This is a genomic window from Anaerobacillus sp. ABA4_114, from assembly GCF_056159065.1.
The window spans coordinates 731803-747939 of record NZ_JBSWUM010000002.1 but is presented as its reverse complement, the minus strand read 5'-3'; the positions used below and the strand labels follow the sequence as shown (position 1 = coordinate 747939).

The following is a 16137-nucleotide window of genomic DNA, read 5'->3' as shown; positions in this document are numbered from 1 at the left end:
GGAGGTTTCAGTCCTTCTTATGGGTTAGTACAGCATTGAGTTGACTATTGAATTTTACAATTGAATACATCTTATTAGGAACTACAATACTCACTTCTGCTCCGAATTTTCTAGAATCTATAAACATTTGCATGAACAATGGATACGAATATCTTAAGACCTTGATACTCTCATCTTTCTTTTCTACCGTTAAAGGTATATCTTTCTTTTGGTTCAGTTGAGTAATGAGTATCGTCCCCGAATTAATATCTATCACCACTTCTACTTTCTTGGGGTCAATCTTTTGTTTTTTTAACTTCCTACTTACTGTAACTAGCTGTCTAGTTAAAAATTTCGTTTGGATAGAAAGCTTTAAATGATCACCGTTAGACCTCAATACATCAAGCATCTTTCTGTTTTTACTCATATTCTGCAACTCTTTCAACTCTTTACTTTCTCCGTCTTTCGAAACTAACGACACCTTCCCATCACTAGACATCTTCAAATCTGATGTCTCTTCGCCGTAACTGATTTCATTTACCTTATAAGTGTGTTCTCCTTTGACCTGCGTTTTTAACTTATAAGCCACTAATCTCACGTCATCATGTCGCCATAAAATGCCATCGGTGCTATTAATGTTATATGCGTTACTACTATTTAAGGTGTTTTCAAATAACAATAAGTTTAATGCTGGATCTAAGAAATTCATTTAATTCATCCTTTAACTATTATTTTTTATATCTTTTTTGTTTTTTTATTATATCACTTTTTAATTGTTTGCTAATTTTTTTGTGAATAAGTTTGTGAATGAAAAAGAAGACGAATTAATCGTCTTCTTTTAACCAAATAACCATCTTATTTAAAGTTGAATATTTCCCTGGTTCTATGCTTTGCTCAACGACCTCACCTTCACCAAAAAAGGTCAGGTCCATTTCTTCATCATTAACAATTCTCATAACTTCTTCCTTGGATTTACCGTAAAGAGAAGGTATATACTTATAAGGATCATCCAACACTTTCTTCGTTATCAAATCAACAATTACAATGTCATTCTTAACTTTATAATCTTGATCTACAACGATGTCCCCCACACCTTGCTTTTTAACGATCATTCTTAGTCCGGTACTCTCTAATGTCTTTTTTGCGTCCTCAAATAGCATGTAATTAGTCGAAGGTAATTTAACTTCAGAAGGTAGTAAAACTTCCCCTTCTTCTTGTCCTTCTTGGTCACCTTCTGTTTCCTTACCTACGTTTTTATAACGCATTATCTCTGTCACTATGTCTTTAAATAAGGGTCCTGAAGCCTCACTACCAAATTCAATTTCTTTTGGTTCATCAACGACTATCAACACAGATATTTCAGGATTTTCATACGGAGCGAAACCTAAAAACGAACCAATGATAGCACCTTTTTTATAGCCCCCTGTAGAAGAGTCTACTTTCCAAGCCGAACCAGTTTTTCCACCGGTTTTGTAACCTTCAATTTGTGAGTTCGCTCCCGAACCTTCTCTCATGTTCACTTCCAAATAAGACTTCACTTGAGCTACAACTTTATCTTTATATATCCTCTGACCTTCATTAGGTCTATCAATTAACGTTTCATTTCCATTCTTATCAACAATTTCTTTCACTAATTGAGGACTAATACTATACCCACCATTTATTACTTCAGAGAAAGCTGTTATCAATTGAATAGGTGTCACTGACAGACCTTGTCCAAAACTAACAGTCGCTTTTCTTACAGGATCTTTTTTTAACACATCTTCAGAAACAAACAAACCTCTTTCTTCCGCAGGCATATTAATGCCTGTTTTTTCACCAAAACCTGCTTTAGACAACGTCTCTACCAATTGTTTGTCGGACATCTTCCTAGATATATTTATCATTCCTACGTTACTAGAATTTTTTATTATCCCTTCTAGATCGAGTTTCCCCCAACCTTTTCCACCATTCCAGTCTCTAAGCCTTACTCCTGAAACTTTTGTAGAACCTGTATCTGAAAGGAAGTTTTCGTCGATAGCTCCTTCGTTCATTGCAGCAGCCATTATAATAGGCTTTATGGTACTCCCAGGCTCATAAGTGTAGCTACTCGCCTGATAGTTCCATTTATGTGGTTCATATGCAGTATAGTCACTTGGATCAAAAGATGGCGCACTTGCCATCGCATACACATCTCCATTATTAGGATTCATCACGATAGCGTGAATTCCCTTGGGCTCCATTTCCTCCATTGCTTGCTTCAGTCTTTTTTCTACAACATATTGCATATAACTATCAATTGCTAACGTAACCTTCTTCCCATCAAATGCTGAAGATATGTTAGTAAAGCCTGTAGCAATTTTATTTCCTTTGTTATCTGTTTCAGCGAGTGTATATCCAGGAATACCCGCTAAATCTTCATTCATACTTAGCTCTAAGCCTGCCCCAGGTTGATTGTCATGATTAACAAATCCTAGCAAACTAGCACCTAAATCACCATTTGGATAGTACCTTTTGGGAGACTGGCTTATTTCAATCCCACCAACTCCTGAATCTTTTATTTTCATAGCTACATCAGCATCTATTCTTTTAGCCACTGATTCCCATTGTGTGTCTTTTTTTACTTTATTTAAAACTTCGTCGTAGTCTACACCTAAATTACTATGTAATAATTCTGCTACTTTTACTTGATGTTTTTCAGAAGTGATTAAATTCGGATACACTGCAATATTTTTTGCCATCATGCTCATAGCAAGTATTTTTCCGTTCCGGTCGACTATTTTCCCTCTCTCAGGGATTTCCTTAATCGTTTTTACCCTCTGTTCGACCACTTTTTCTTGTATCTCATCACTAGCTATTACCTGCAAGTAAGCCATTCTACCCCACAAGACCAAAAAGCCCACTATCGCTAAAATAACTCCTCTAGAAATAATTTTATCCACTTACATCACCTCAATATTTGTCCCCCTTTTTTACACCAAATTTCAGAAAAAACCTCTATTGACAAGTGAAAAATATTAAAGTAAACCTCTCTTTCTGTCGTTAGTTCAAACAAAGGCTGTTTTTTGAATAAGAAGGTGATGAATTATGGAAGAAGTTAAAAAACGAAAGAGAAAAAGAAAGAGGACAAAAACTGAAGAAGCTCACCGTATTCAACTTCTTGATAAAATCTTGGACAAGTGGGTATGTGTAAAATTTTTTGGGGAAGACGACGACAACTACGTTTTCATGAAACACCGGATTGCTGAGGGAGGCACTCATTCAAAAATCGAGCAAACTGTATTGAGCGATGACCCTCTTCAAGATGGCGTTTATGCAATTAATGATTACGAAATAGATATGATCTATGACAATAGAACAAACCAGGAATATGTAGAACTCCGTCCAAAAAAATTCGACTTAAAAATTGGTCTTTATTCCGAGGATGAAATGGTCAAGAACCTAAACGAGTTAAAGAATAGACTTATCTCAGGCAAATATTTGACAGAATCCGAATTTGAACTATATTGCCAAAAGACAAATAAACCCGATAATGTCCAAGAAATAAAATTGGCTTATGACTCAATTGCAGATGATAAGGAGTGAATTTATGAAAAATATTAAATTTAGAGGTGATAAGAACCTTATCAAAATTACTGGTAGAATTCAAAAGATCGATGAATATGTTAAATACATACCCCGCCCACTAATTTCGTGCGAAATTGAATCATTACGAAAGCGAAAATCAGAAGAACACGATTGGCAATCTGACTTTAACAGACTGGTGATTTTTGATAACGAAAACTTCCATAAAGATTTTAAAGCTGGAGACCGAATTAGTTGCCAAGGCGAAATCCAAAGTAGAAACTATACAAGAGACCATCATGAAGTACCTGAAATGGTTCAGATGGCAATAGAAAACTATATTGATATTTGGGATGAGATCCCCGCAACAGTTGAACCAAAGGGGAAATATAGACAACCTGTAGCCTGGGATAAGTTACTCCAATTTAAGTTAATCAAGAGTGTTCCCGAGGATTCTATGTATAAAGAAGATGGTACTAAGCAAAAAACTAGCGAAGCAAAATATGTATATAGAATTGACGTAAATGGAGAGGTTTATAAAGAGAGCGAACATGTAGCATACGAAGTTCTAGTATTTAATGACACTATAAAGAAACTAGAAGATGAACCTCACCCTATCTTCGGAGATTTCAACAAAGTTACGATAGAAGGAGAAGTTGTAACTAACCCACGCTTCGACATGAAAGGAAAAAGTATAACTCCATTTACTAGCTTTAAAGTCCAAACCGAAAGTTCTTTCTTTGATGATAGAGCTTTCTATAACAATATAATTGCTTGGTCAACAACCGCTGAAGATATTTTATCTACAGTGAAGCGCGGAAACAAAGTGAAGGTTTACGGGAGACTACAATCAAGAACCTATAATAAGACTAATATCATCCGATGGAAAACCCCTTCAGGCAGACGAAAGAAGAAGGAAAAAGAAATTGAACTTGTGACAAGAGAAATCTCCGTATCCCAGATTTATCTTTGCAACTAAAAAAAGGAGCTATTTTCAGCCCCTTTTTTACTTAATGACAAAATGCAAAGAGTGTTTTAGCCACTTCATCTGGATTAGACCTTGCCATCTCATTAAGAAACTCTATTTTATTTTCATAACCTTGATATTCTGCCCCACTTACCTTAACGAAATTATCAACCGCTTCTTCAATCTCTGCTACCTTAACAGGTAACATTGAAACCTTCTCATCATTAAGCCTCTCTTTATCAATTCCAGGCATCCCATCCAAAACCATTGTCAAGTTACTATCCTTAAACAACATTAAAATGATATTTACAGAACGCGATATTTTTCTTACTTCCTCGACCACTTGGTTAACCACCTTTTATTAAATTTACTGGACCCGCCCAGTTTTCTTATGCTGCTTCAGCAATTCCACCAGGTAATATCATTTGCTTCCCAAAGTCATATTTATATTTGAGAATTACATTACCCTGACCAAATCTGTTTTTATTAATAACAAACTCAAGCGTATTCGGTTCATCTGTATTCTCGTTATATACAACATCTCGATACAAACCAATAACCGCTGCAGCGTCCTGTTCAAATGAACCTGAGTTTCGAAGGTCCGACAACATGGGTTTCTTATCCTGTCTTTTCTCTATATCTCTCGTTAACTGACTACCTACAACTACAGAAACATCAAGAACTTTTGCCATCCCCATAAGCCCCTGAGATATAGCCGTATAATCACTTGGATCTTCAGGCGATTGACCATTAGGCATCTTCATTATTTGTGCGTAGTCAACAAATACGAGATCCACACCATACTTCTTCTTGTATTTTCTAATGCGTTGCTCAAGCCTCGGCACACTAAGACTTACAGCTTCTTCCACCCAGAGATTTTGCCCATATAATTCAGCTATCTCTTTTTCGGCTTCTGTAAGCTGTTGCAACTCCTGTGGATTCAATTTCATTGGTTGTTGGATATGTTGCGCTGATACGTTACTTACATTAGATACTATTCTCTGGAAACACTGAAGGAGATTCATTTCTATAGACATGAAGAGAACCTTAGCCCCAGATTTAGCAGCCTCAATTGCTAAATTCATCATAACCACGGATTTCCCCATCGAAGGTCTAGCCGATATGATTGAAAAGTTCCCTTTCCTAAAACCTCCAGATAAAATTGCATCCAATTCAGCATATCCAGAAGTTACGGTTTCAGTAATTAATCCTGTTTCTCTGATTTCATTTATTCGATTTACAAGGAATTGATAACCTTCAGCCAAGTTCATTGACTTAATCTCTTCCTCGTCAAATTCCTCGCCTATAGCAGCAAGACCTTGCTCCATGTAAGTCTCTACTTTTTTATTGTTAATATTGGTTATGTTTTTTTCAGATTCTTCAATTAAATCCAATATTCCATTTGCCAATCCTCTGAGTTTCGAGAATTTCTGTTGATTCATCAATACTTTTATATGGAATTGGAAATCTTCTAGAGCAAGTGGAGGGCAATTATTTTTTAACTTCTCGAATTGTGATTTTAACTTCACCCGATCCATTTCTTGCTCATCATGCGGATAACGATGTTCTATCATCGTATTAAGCGTCAACGGGTTTGGGGATTCTGCAATGCTATTAAATAATTGCACAAAACCTTTTATGCTGTCGTTAGTAAAAATATCAGGGTTCAATCGATTATGTATGACTTCTTCACGACATTCCTTATTGAATAACATAGATGAGAAAATCAGATTCTCTCTTCGCTTACCTTCTATCTGTTCAGCAACTTCTTTATTGATTGCTGGCACCTCTACTCACCTCTATCCAAAAAGCTATATTTACTTATGTCTTTCTTAGCCTTTTCAATCCGTTTATCAACAGACCTTTCCATACAAACTAAGAGGAATTCTCCATTAAACATACTCATTATCGCTTCATCATAAAGTCGATCAAAGCCATTCGGATAATAATTAGATGTTAGGATTGTGGGAAGAAAAGCATCTGAACGTATCTTGAAGAGCTCCTTTATGGTTTTAACAGCCCATCGGGTATCCGTATGATACTCATTGCCCATTTCATCTATGATTAGTAAATCTGTCTTCTTAGCAAGTTTCTTAAGGTCGAAGTCATCATCATATACTTGATCTAGCAAGTTCTGCATAGTTGAAAAATAAACTGACTTCCCGTCTTTTAAGAACTCCTTACCTATAGCACATGCTAAGGTTGTCTTTCCGCACCCTGGTTTCCCCATTAAAGCTAGCCCTTTTGAATCAATACGTGGAATCATAGATACGTCAGATAAAGCAGTTTGGGTGTAATCTTCTCCAAGTAAATTGATATTCTTGATTTTGATTTTTTCATACACTCTTTTTATGTATTCATCAGGACCTTCTGGTGGCTGATTTTTCAATCTTTTATCTATTTTTCTTTCCAGTGGTTCTTCCTTAGGCTCTAACAAGATCCCTTTAAATGTTTTATCGAAATTCAGTTCTGCACGCCAATACTTCTCTTTTATGTTGGACTTTTCTAATCTTGATCGCAGCTGTCTTTCTTTTAGACAGTCGCAGTCTTCAGCATGACGCTTATCATTTCTTATGAACTTCACCAAACCTGAACCATCACACTTGTCATAAGGGCACCTATCAGTAAAGTAACCCTGTTCCTCAGACTCTTCACCCTCACCCCTGTACGTTAACTTCGGAGGAATATAACCCTTTACCATATCCAAAAGTTCAGTTGTAGTTTTAGTCTCTGCTTCTTTTTTTGTCATGCTTTACTTCCACCCCGCCTATTGTTGAACATTTGTCTAACCGGTTTAGCTATGTAAAAGAAATCAACAAAGTTATCTTTGTACTTTCCCTTGGAAAACCTCATAATTTGACTATTAATTTGTTCTGGCGTAGCAACCCGAATCAATTCTTTAAGTGTGATGAGATCTTCACTCATAAAACGATTACCGGTTGCTTTTTCATAACAATAAATCACCTTGAATTCATTCTGATGAAGTTTCTTCTTGTCCGTCCAAGTTAGTGGGTAATTTTCTATTTTTATATGTTTTTCAAACATTTTTGAAACCCCCATTCTTTAAAAATCATTATAAGATATGTTTTTATGTAAAGTCAATCAAACTTCCCATCATCAAACTGTAATAAATGAAAATAAAAAAAGCTTGTTCCATATCATGAACCAAGCTTTTTCATTCCTTATTAGCAAAGGGATTAGTGAATATTTTTCCCAATAAATTTATCTTTTTAATTTTATAAACTGTTGTATTCTGATGTTCCTTCAAGCTACTTCCCACTCCATTATTTATTTTCAATTCAATTCCATTCCTTCTAGCTACCTTTTCTACCTTTGCAAATAATGCCGTACTTTCTTCTACAGGAGCGCAGTTATCCCAATATATTTTGACATGCCCATCGCACCTTCTTTTTACTAGACTCTTTAGCAGCGCTACACCACTTTCCGTCTTATTAATCGTATATTCGACTTCCATGAGAACACTCCCCTCCTATGTTTTCAATATTTTAGGGTCAATTTAGGTAATATGTAAAAGAAGTTCCTCTTTATTTTTACTTATAATGAATAAAACACCAGCATCGCCAGTGTTTTAGCAACTACCCTCAGTACATGTATCGAGCTGGGGATATGCAATGTCATAAACAGTTTGAGAAGGTATCTTAGTCCAATTTGCTTTATCTTCACCATTTAGCATGGTTTGTAACGAATCGTGTATGAACTGTTTATATTGGAATTTAGCTCCGACGAAAACTACGTTTCTAACTTGCAGCCCTGACGGATCATTGTGTTCTGGATCATCATATCCAGAAACATCTTTTGTTACAGTAATAGTATCGTTTGAACTATCGCCGTCTAAGTCTTTATTTATGGAACAAGAGAAGGTCAAGCTACCTGGATTACGAGGCAAGGCTTTTACATCAATGCAAACATTATCTTCATCGAAATCTAACATCTTTTCTCCGTTGACATTTACATTTACACTGCTATTCAAGTAATCCACTATTGCTTTTTTAGTGGCTTTATCAGCATCAACTTTAGCCTGGACGTATCGATAATCGTTTGGATCTACAAGCTCATTAACGTAACCCTCTTGAGTCTCAAACGACGATCTATTTGAAATGTTATCATTATAATTAGCACTTCCGTCGTGCATGATTTCAACATAACCCTCTTGCTCCTTTAATGGCACATCTATTGCTTGAGCCCTAACTCTTGCACCTTCTTGAGTGGCATTCCTTACTCTATTCATCACTTCGTAAGTCATCGCTATATTTACAAACATAGCAGCTAGCATAGCAGTTCCCGCCATAAAGAAAAGACCTATAATAATTATATTCCCTTTCTTTTTTTCCATCTCTTACACCTCCCATCCATTTGTTTAATATAAGATCAATTACTGTAGTAATGTTGGAATCTACCAGTCAGTTCTTTAGTTGAAACACCTGATGCGTGTAAAAACGCTTTATCCTTTATCCCTGGGACAAAATTACCTACTACGCGAAAGTTCGCTTTCAACTTTACAATTACTTGTTGGTGGTCCCTTCCATTAACATTGCTGTCTTGAGTAAACGCACAAACTACACGTTTTTTGTCACTATCCTCTAATGCGTTCGTACATGCTGTTTCTTGTTCGATAAATGTACAGACTTCGTCCTGACATGTACCTCCGCCACTTGTTAAAGGAACTTGAGTACCGTCCTCCTCATTGTATAAGAGAATAAATCTGTTAAATTGAGCCACAGTGCTAATTTTCTCGTGCATTTTCGCTTCAACTTCTGAAGCGTTTGATAAATCATCAAGTTTCCCATCATATCCTCTAGTCTCCATCGCCAAAACCCTAGCACCTTCCATAGCAGACTCATGGAAAGTAGATGATGCTAGTGTAAATAACATGATTTGAGATATCGTCCAGAGCAATATCATGAAAGCTGGCAATACAACTAAGTATTCAATAATAGCAGCTCCCTTTTTCTTTTTCTTCAATCTCATAAATAGTCACCTCCCTACTATCAAACCAACCCGAGTTGAATTATGAGTACAGATAAAGCAATCGGTAATGCAAAACTCATCTTAGAATTCACACGAACCCCTTTAGGAATAAAGTAGTAAACAAAGTACATGAAATCTCTATACATCCTTAGTATCCCTGAAGGTTTTAGCTTGAAAATCAAAATTATTGCGCCTACAAACACAGAATAAAGAGCAACTTTCATGGTTATAGGAAAACCTAAAAACATTCCTATTACAGCAAATAATTTTATATCTCCAGCCCCTACGACTTTCACACCTAGCAAGTTAGTTATAACCCAAAACGAACCAAGCACCGCAATAGTTAAAGAGAAGCCTTTGATTCCAAGTAATAACCCTCCTAAGCCATTTTCAACAAATGATATTGCTAAACCACTAACCCCACCTATAACAATAAGAGCGTTCGGGATTTTGAAAGTTTTCCAATCCCAAACGCTCGCTATTATGAGGATAGCGTATAGGATATACATCCCCATAACTGTCCCTCCAATCAATTTATTACGCGGTAGTACCAGTTGTCGTGTCAACAGTGCCATTACTATCGTTAATACCTTTTGTGATATTAGTTACCATGTCATTGAACCATTGAACCAAATTATCTTTCAAACCTGGGAACAAGAAAGAAACTAGCATTCCAGCTACTGCAATAAGTAGAAGGTACTCAACCAGACTCCCCTCTTCTTCCTTAACGAATTGTTTAAATAGTCTTTTCATGTAACATCAACTCCTCTCTTTTTGTATTCTCCGTATTTATAATCGAATTTTAGAAAAACACAAGTAAAAATTGCCTCTTTTTTCCATTTATTTTTTTCTAAAAAAAATCGAGATGGACGTTTAAGGTCCATCCCATCTATAATTAGCCAAACATTTGCATTGTGCCGAGAAATTCTACCATCGAAGGTCCAACGATCATTATAATTGACGTAATGAGCAACAACCCACCAGGTAAAAACAATAATTGTCCTGCTTTTTTTGCTCTGTTTTCAGCCATATACTTCTTCATTTTTCTCATTTTATTCGATTGGACCCTTAAAGTTTCATCCAAACCATTACCAAAGAGATCACTTTGATTAATTTGAGAAACCATTGTTTTCACTTCATCTATTCCACAACGTAAGGCAAGGTCTTTTAAGGCTTCATGCCTCTTCCTACCTGTATTTATTTCTTCTAGTGTCGTTCTAAATTCATCTGCAACTTCTCCAGTCTTCCTTTGGCAGACTTGCTTTAATGTTTCTTCCAAAGTGGAACATGCAGGAAACGTTGCCGCAACCAAATCTAGAAACTCTGGCAGCTCACGTTTAATTTGGTCTTGTCTTTTCTTTATTTTTTCTTTTAATTTTATGTCAGGGTAAAAGAAACCCGCGACACCTAGTCCAATAATAACTCTAACGTCTTTCATTAAGATTCCTAGTATCGTTCCTCCAATGGCGAACAAGATCTTTTTAGACCAGAATTGCAGAGGTTGAATATCATGTATATTTGCTTGCTTTAGCTTCAAAGTTAGAGAGTTAAAGTTCCCTTTTCTGATTTGTTTTTCAAGAAATACAGTAACTCTTTCTTCTAACATCCCATATACTCGTTTTACAAAGGATTCGCCATCCTTCCTCCCAGTTTTCTTTTGATTGTTAATAGACAGCATGGCTAAAACACGTCGGTGTGTAATTTCACCTTTTGTTTCTGCCAATTCCCATCCAATCAACGTTAGAAAGCTGGTGATCAATACAACTATAAGCCAATCAGAACCTTTTAGAGCTTGAGCAGTTTCTAAGATACCCATATACACACCCCCTTACACATCTTTAGATGCATAGCGCACGATGAGGAATATTAACCATGCAGCCAATACATAAAGCCCAACACCCACAGCCACCAAAGCTAGACCTATTATCGAAGTGAACATAGCTCCGTAAGATGTCGCCCCCATAGACGAGAACATTACATAAAACGCAATCGGAGCACATAGTAGAATTATTCCTGTCATTTTAGCCGTTGCGATAGACTTCGCTATTTCTTGTCTCGTATCAAACCTCTCTTGAAGAATATGTACCATCCCTCTCAATAAATCTTCTAGTTCTCCACCAGATATGTGAGATATTTCTATAGCGTCTGAAGCCATATCCATATCAGCTATATTGACCCTTTCCTTGAGCGATTTCATGGCAGAAGCAAAGTCCTTACCAGTATCAATTTCTGAGGACACTATGCGGAACTCATTACCCATTGGATAAGGCATTTCTGCCCCTACCGACTCTATTGCTTGCTGAATTGTTTGCCCTGTACTTAGTGCATCAGCAATATTCATTAACGCATCTTGAAGTTGAGAAGTCAGCATCCTTTTTCTCTTAATAATTAAATATCGCACCCAAATCTTTGGGAACCAACTTCCTGCATACCCCATTGCTCCAGCAGCTAAAAACCTCGCAAGAGTCAACTTTAGGATACTAGAATCAATAAAGAAGAAAGGTGACTTAAATATAAAGGCAAATGGAATAAGAATAAACCCCACTAAACTACCAACTGCAGCACCTATGAATAGAAAACTTATATACTCCTTGGTCTTAAAATCTAGGTTTGCTCTAACCAATTCCAGTTCAATATCTTTCTCTTTATCTTTCATAAGGTGAGAGAGTTTTTGATTTAACAGGGATAAATTGAACTTACCCTTACCTTCTCCCAACATATAACTTATTCTTTTTTCAAACTGGTTGTTCTTTCCCGTTATGTAATCATAGATTAGTAATGCTAATAGAGGTATCAATACAACTAATTGAAAATATAATGCAGGTTTATTAGTTGCCACATCATTGATTCTTTCTGAGAGAAGTGTAAAGAGTTCCATTATTCACCCTCCCCTCTCAAAAACTCACTAATATCTTCATTATGTTGAATAAATTTATTAATAAATCTTTGACTAGGCTGATAATCTGTTCTTATATATTCTCCTAATAATTTATTTCCATCGTTACCTGTTATTCTCCACTCAAAGATTGGTTGGGAACGAACCTCCCCATCATCGTTTACAACTACTTCAGATACATGAGTTATTCGTCTGACATTGTCACTCATTTTATTTATTTGTACAATAAGATCTACCGAATTTCCTATTAATTTCCTAATAGCGTCATTGGGCAAATTTAGCCCAGCCTCAGATATAAGGTTATCCAACCTGGTCACCGCTCCGTCAGGGTCGTTGGCATGAATGGTAGCTAGCGCTCCATCGTGTCCCGAGTTCATGGATTGCATTAGGTCGTATGCCGTAAGGTCCCTTACCTCTCCTACTACAATTCTGCTTGGATTCATTCTCAGTGATGTTTTGACCAAATCTCTTATTGATATGCCGCCTTTTCCCTCGGCGTTTGCATTTCTAGTTTCCATTCGAACTACATGTTCATTATTTAATTGTAATTCTGCTGAATCTTCAATTGTTAGTATTCTTTCGTCACTAGGAATGAAATTGGAAAGGACGTTTAATGTTGTGGTCTTTCCGGAGTTTGTACCACCAGACACAAGCATGTTCGATCTAGAACGAACGGCTTTTTCTAGGAATCTAGCGACTTCTGGGGTCATTGTTTTAAATTTCATAAGGTCTTTAATTGTTAATTTCTCTGTGAAAAACTTTCTAATAGTAATCGCTACACCGTCCATAGCAATTGGAGGAATAACAATGTTCACCCTCGAACGATCCGGCAACCTCGCATCTAATATAGGGTGAAGCAAATCAATAGAACGATTAACGTGCCCTGCAATTTTACGGGCAAGTTGCATGACTTCTTCATCGTCTTTGAAGTGTATATCCGTACACTTCTCAACACCTACACTTCGTCTTTCAACCCAGACATCGTCAATAGCATTTACCATAATCTCTGTAACATCTTCATCCTTCATTAAATGACTTATCTTACCTAGACTTGTAATATCTAAGAGCATTTCTTCCGTAAGTGCTACTTGATCATTCAATGCTAGAAAAGTACCAGAGTTCTTAATAATATCTCCAATTGATTTTTTTATGCTTTTTAAGTCCTGCTCATTTTCCACTCCGAATAGTTGTTTATTTTTAGTAAAGGAATGTAATTTAGTTCTTATTAATTCTCTAAGTCTTTCTTTTTCTTCTATCTTCTCTTCATTGGTTTTTTGTTGATGGTCACCACCTGTTACTCGATTAAAATAATTACCCATTATTCAGACCTCCCTTTAAAAAACACCTCACCTTCTTTCTTTATTTTTTGATTTTTTTAATGATGGAACCAAACAAGCTCTTACTAGTCTTATTTGTTCCTTCTCCCATTGGATAAATCAATCTCGCAAGCTCTTGAACTGCACTTGATGTACTATTATTCAACTCTGTAACAAACCGTCCATTGTTGGATAAATGAGTGAATTGTGGATCGTCAGGAATCCTAATATCTACCTTGTTTCCTAAAAGGAGTGTTTTAATAGTTTCCATTTGAACACTGGATTTTTCATTTTCTTTATTTAGTACAAATAGTAACTTCGAAATGATTTCTTCAGACAAGGTATCCTCCAATTCCTCTAACATATGCATATATTTTTTTGTATTCATTAAATTCGCCAAGTCCGGTTCAAATAAAAGCACACCTACATCCGCTACTTGAATTGGATATATCGTAGAATCCTCTAGCACGTTCCTTGACGTATCTATTAAGATCACATCAAACATTTCTCTTAAATGAATGATCAATTGTTCTATCGTCTCAATAGTGACTAGGTGCGTTTTATGTACACTCTTAGGATCAAATGGAGTATTTAATATACTTATTCCTGTAGGATAGTGCGTTTTTATAGATTGTCTAATTACATCTTCATCTAAATGATTCATATCCTCTGCTAGATCATAAATATCTCTTTTACACTCTACGATGTCTTCGTTATGAAATTTGAAGGATATGCTTGGGAACAACAAGTCAAAATCAACAATACAAATTTTAGGATTGTTAGCTCCATATTTGTGGATAGCGTGTGCAATATTTGCCGTTAGCGCTGTCTTTCCAGCTCCACCAGGAGAAGTAAATGCTGCGACGACGTTAGGCTTTTCTACTTCTTCCTCCTCGTCCTTCCCCTTCAAAGCTTCAGTAATAGGGTTCCCGTGCATCTCAAACAACTTTCTGTTTGGTCTGCTTTTAATTGGAGTCTCTTCTATTAGTTCTTTATTATCTTCCATAGCTTCGTCTTCCTCACTCACCACAGCGTTTTCAATAGGAGTCGACAGAACAGTTTCTTCTTCATTGACTTGAGCAGATTCGTACACATCCTCTCGCCCTATTACATCATCTATCTTTTGTAGTAATTTCTTTATCTTAAAAGGCTTTAGTAATACTTCATCCGCCCCTTTTTCTCTTAAATAACTATCTAAATTTGCAGTGTTTTTATCCACTTTCATAATGATTTTTGAATTCGGACTCATCTTTTTAATTTCTTTAATCAATTCATATCCCATATTGTCAGGAAGGTAGGCTGAAATAATGAATAAATCAGCCTTTTTCGCTACCGACAAGTTGTTCATAAAGTACCCATAAGTATGAGCATAACCGATTACATCGACACCTAATTCTTGATGTTCCAGAAATAATTCATCAATATGATTAACATCCTGCTCCTCGTAATCTACAAGATAAAGCTTAATTTTGTTACTCATTACTTCCACCCCCCTCTATTGAATCAGAATCCTTTCCATCTTCTTTCTTTGAATCAACATCTTCTGAAGACATCTTTTCTTCAAAGTCCTTTTTAAATTCCTCAGTCACTTTATCTAAAACATCACCTTCTTTTTCTTCTTCAGCTTCTTGAGATTCGTAATAAGAGTCACTATTCATAACTCTATCTATAATTTCTTGTTTAGTGATGACTGATGGTCTATCTTTTTCAGCTCCACAGAACCCATTAGATTGTTCACCTTCAGCACATTCTCCTATGTTCTTTTGACCAGGCAATTGATATACAAAATTACCAATCTTTTGCGCAGTAGACATCATGATATGGTTTTTCGCAGAAACAATAATATAAACACTTGTTTCTTCAACCGAATAAACTTCCGCTTCATGAAGGACAACCCCAGTCATTAAGCCACCCTTTTCATCTGCACCTTCAAGAGTCAATCCAATGTTAAGTTTATCTCCTGCTTGAACACCAGGAGGCAATGAACTTACAGCATCAATCAATTTAAATATCGTATAATTTTCTGGCATAGTCTTTGCAAATTGACCACCACTACCTTCTTTAGTTAGAGCATCGAAAGTAACTGGCGCACCAACACTTAATGGGTATAGCAATTTTTGCTCTTCTAATTGTTTTAGGTCTGTAACTATAGAGCCGTTAAACTCTTCAAGTTCTTCCTTTAACATTCTTTTAGTTGTAAAGAACTCTAATTGTTGATTTAGAGGTTTATTAACATCAATTCCTTCCTTTTGAACTGATACATAATCCACCGTAGAATTTCTTCCTAATAGAGCTCCAACTAATAAGATCGCAAGTACAAAAAATATCACTAAAATCGTTATCTTTTTATACCTTTGCTTTCTTTGCACAATGAACCACCTCACTCGTTTAATGAATGTATCTATAAAAAGGAAAAAATCAAGTTTTTACGTGAATAATTTAACAAA

The 16137-nt window shown here is 36.0% G+C and carries 18 protein-coding genes; 2 read left to right on the top strand and 16 right to left on the bottom strand.

What is annotated here, in order from left to right; all coding sequences use genetic code 11:
- Positions 1 to 7: 7 nt before the first annotated feature.
- A complete protein-coding gene (locus ACXAEY_RS25625) occupies positions 8 to 688 on the bottom strand; it encodes a hypothetical protein (protein ID WP_474816456.1) in 681 nt (226 codons plus the stop codon).
- Positions 689 to 803: 115 nt separating this feature from the next.
- Positions 804 to 2900, bottom strand: a complete 2097-nt coding sequence (locus ACXAEY_RS25620; protein ID WP_474816454.1) for a penicillin-binding transpeptidase domain-containing protein — start codon at positions 2898 to 2900, stop codon at positions 804 to 806.
- Positions 2901 to 3045: 145 nt separating this feature from the next.
- Here ACXAEY_RS25620 and ACXAEY_RS25615 point away from each other — a divergent pair, with 145 nt between their 5' ends.
- Both ACXAEY_RS25615 and ACXAEY_RS25610 read left to right on the top strand, forming a co-directional pair.
- Positions 3046 to 3543: a hypothetical protein gene (locus tag ACXAEY_RS25615; protein ID WP_474816452.1), complete on the top strand. Its 498-nt coding sequence runs from the start codon at positions 3046 to 3048 to the stop codon at positions 3541 to 3543.
- Positions 3544 to 3547: 4 nt separating this feature from the next.
- Complete coding sequence (locus ACXAEY_RS25610) at positions 3548 to 4501, top strand: single-stranded DNA-binding protein (RefSeq protein WP_474816451.1); 954 nt, start codon at positions 3548 to 3550, stop codon at positions 4499 to 4501.
- 31 nt (positions 4502 to 4532) lie between these two features.
- Here the strand turns inward: ACXAEY_RS25610 and ACXAEY_RS25605 are convergent, their stop codons facing one another.
- The 14 genes from ACXAEY_RS25605 to ACXAEY_RS25540 form a co-directional block, all read right to left on the bottom strand.
- Positions 4533 to 4832 carry a hypothetical protein gene (locus ACXAEY_RS25605; RefSeq protein WP_474816449.1) on the bottom strand — a complete coding sequence of 100 codons (300 nt, stop codon included), beginning with the start codon at positions 4830 to 4832 and terminating at the stop codon, positions 4533 to 4535.
- A gap of 46 nt (positions 4833 to 4878) precedes the next feature.
- Complete coding sequence (locus tag ACXAEY_RS25600) at positions 4879 to 6276, bottom strand: replicative DNA helicase (RefSeq protein WP_474816448.1); 1398 nt, start codon at positions 6274 to 6276, stop codon at positions 4879 to 4881.
- Between the two features lie 2 nt (positions 6277 to 6278).
- Entirely contained in the window at positions 6279 to 7238 is a 960-nt protein-coding gene (locus ACXAEY_RS25595) for an ATP-binding protein (RefSeq protein ID WP_474816445.1), read from the bottom strand.
- The gene (locus ACXAEY_RS25590; RefSeq protein ID WP_474816443.1) at positions 7235 to 7534 is read right to left on the bottom strand and encodes a hypothetical protein; all 300 of its coding nucleotides are present in this window, start codon (positions 7532 to 7534) and stop codon (positions 7235 to 7237) included. The genes ACXAEY_RS25595 and ACXAEY_RS25590 overlap by 4 nt, the downstream gene beginning before the upstream one ends.
- A 130-nt stretch (positions 7535 to 7664) precedes the next feature.
- Positions 7665 to 7964, bottom strand: coding sequence for a hypothetical protein (locus ACXAEY_RS25585; RefSeq protein WP_474816442.1), 300 nt, complete (start codon positions 7962 to 7964; stop codon positions 7665 to 7667).
- A gap of 114 nt (positions 7965 to 8078) precedes the next feature.
- A complete protein-coding gene (locus tag ACXAEY_RS25580) occupies positions 8079 to 8843 on the bottom strand; it encodes a hypothetical protein (RefSeq protein WP_474816440.1) in 765 nt (254 codons plus the stop codon).
- A 35-nt stretch (positions 8844 to 8878) separates the two neighbouring features.
- A complete protein-coding gene (locus ACXAEY_RS25575; RefSeq protein ID WP_474816439.1) occupies positions 8879 to 9478 on the bottom strand; it encodes a TadE family protein in 600 nt (199 codons plus the stop codon).
- Between the two features lie 20 nt (positions 9479 to 9498).
- A complete protein-coding gene (locus tag ACXAEY_RS25570; protein ID WP_474816437.1) occupies positions 9499 to 9993 on the bottom strand; it encodes a prepilin peptidase in 495 nt (164 codons plus the stop codon).
- Between the two features lie 22 nt (positions 9994 to 10015).
- The gene (locus ACXAEY_RS25565) at positions 10016 to 10231 is read right to left on the bottom strand and encodes a Flp family type IVb pilin (protein WP_474816435.1); all 216 of its coding nucleotides are present in this window, start codon (positions 10229 to 10231) and stop codon (positions 10016 to 10018) included.
- 142 nt (positions 10232 to 10373) lie between these two features.
- Positions 10374 to 11294: a type II secretion system F family protein gene (locus tag ACXAEY_RS25560; RefSeq protein WP_474816433.1), complete on the bottom strand. Its 921-nt coding sequence runs from the start codon at positions 11292 to 11294 to the stop codon at positions 10374 to 10376.
- Between the two features lie 12 nt (positions 11295 to 11306).
- Positions 11307 to 12356, bottom strand: coding sequence for a type II secretion system F family protein (locus ACXAEY_RS25555; protein WP_474816431.1), 1050 nt, complete (start codon positions 12354 to 12356; stop codon positions 11307 to 11309).
- Complete coding sequence (locus ACXAEY_RS25550; protein ID WP_474816430.1) at positions 12356 to 13693, bottom strand: CpaF family protein; 1338 nt, start codon at positions 13691 to 13693, stop codon at positions 12356 to 12358. The genes ACXAEY_RS25555 and ACXAEY_RS25550 overlap by 1 nt, the downstream gene beginning before the upstream one ends.
- A gap of 40 nt (positions 13694 to 13733) precedes the next feature.
- Entirely contained in the window at positions 13734 to 15170 is a 1437-nt protein-coding gene (locus tag ACXAEY_RS25545) for a CpaE/TadZ family protein (protein ID WP_474816429.1), read from the bottom strand.
- Positions 15163 to 16059 carry a hypothetical protein gene (locus ACXAEY_RS25540; protein ID WP_474816427.1) on the bottom strand — a complete coding sequence of 299 codons (897 nt, stop codon included), beginning with the start codon at positions 16057 to 16059 and terminating at the stop codon, positions 15163 to 15165. The genes ACXAEY_RS25545 and ACXAEY_RS25540 overlap by 8 nt, the downstream gene beginning before the upstream one ends.
- Between the last annotated feature and the right edge of the window lie 78 nt (positions 16060 to 16137).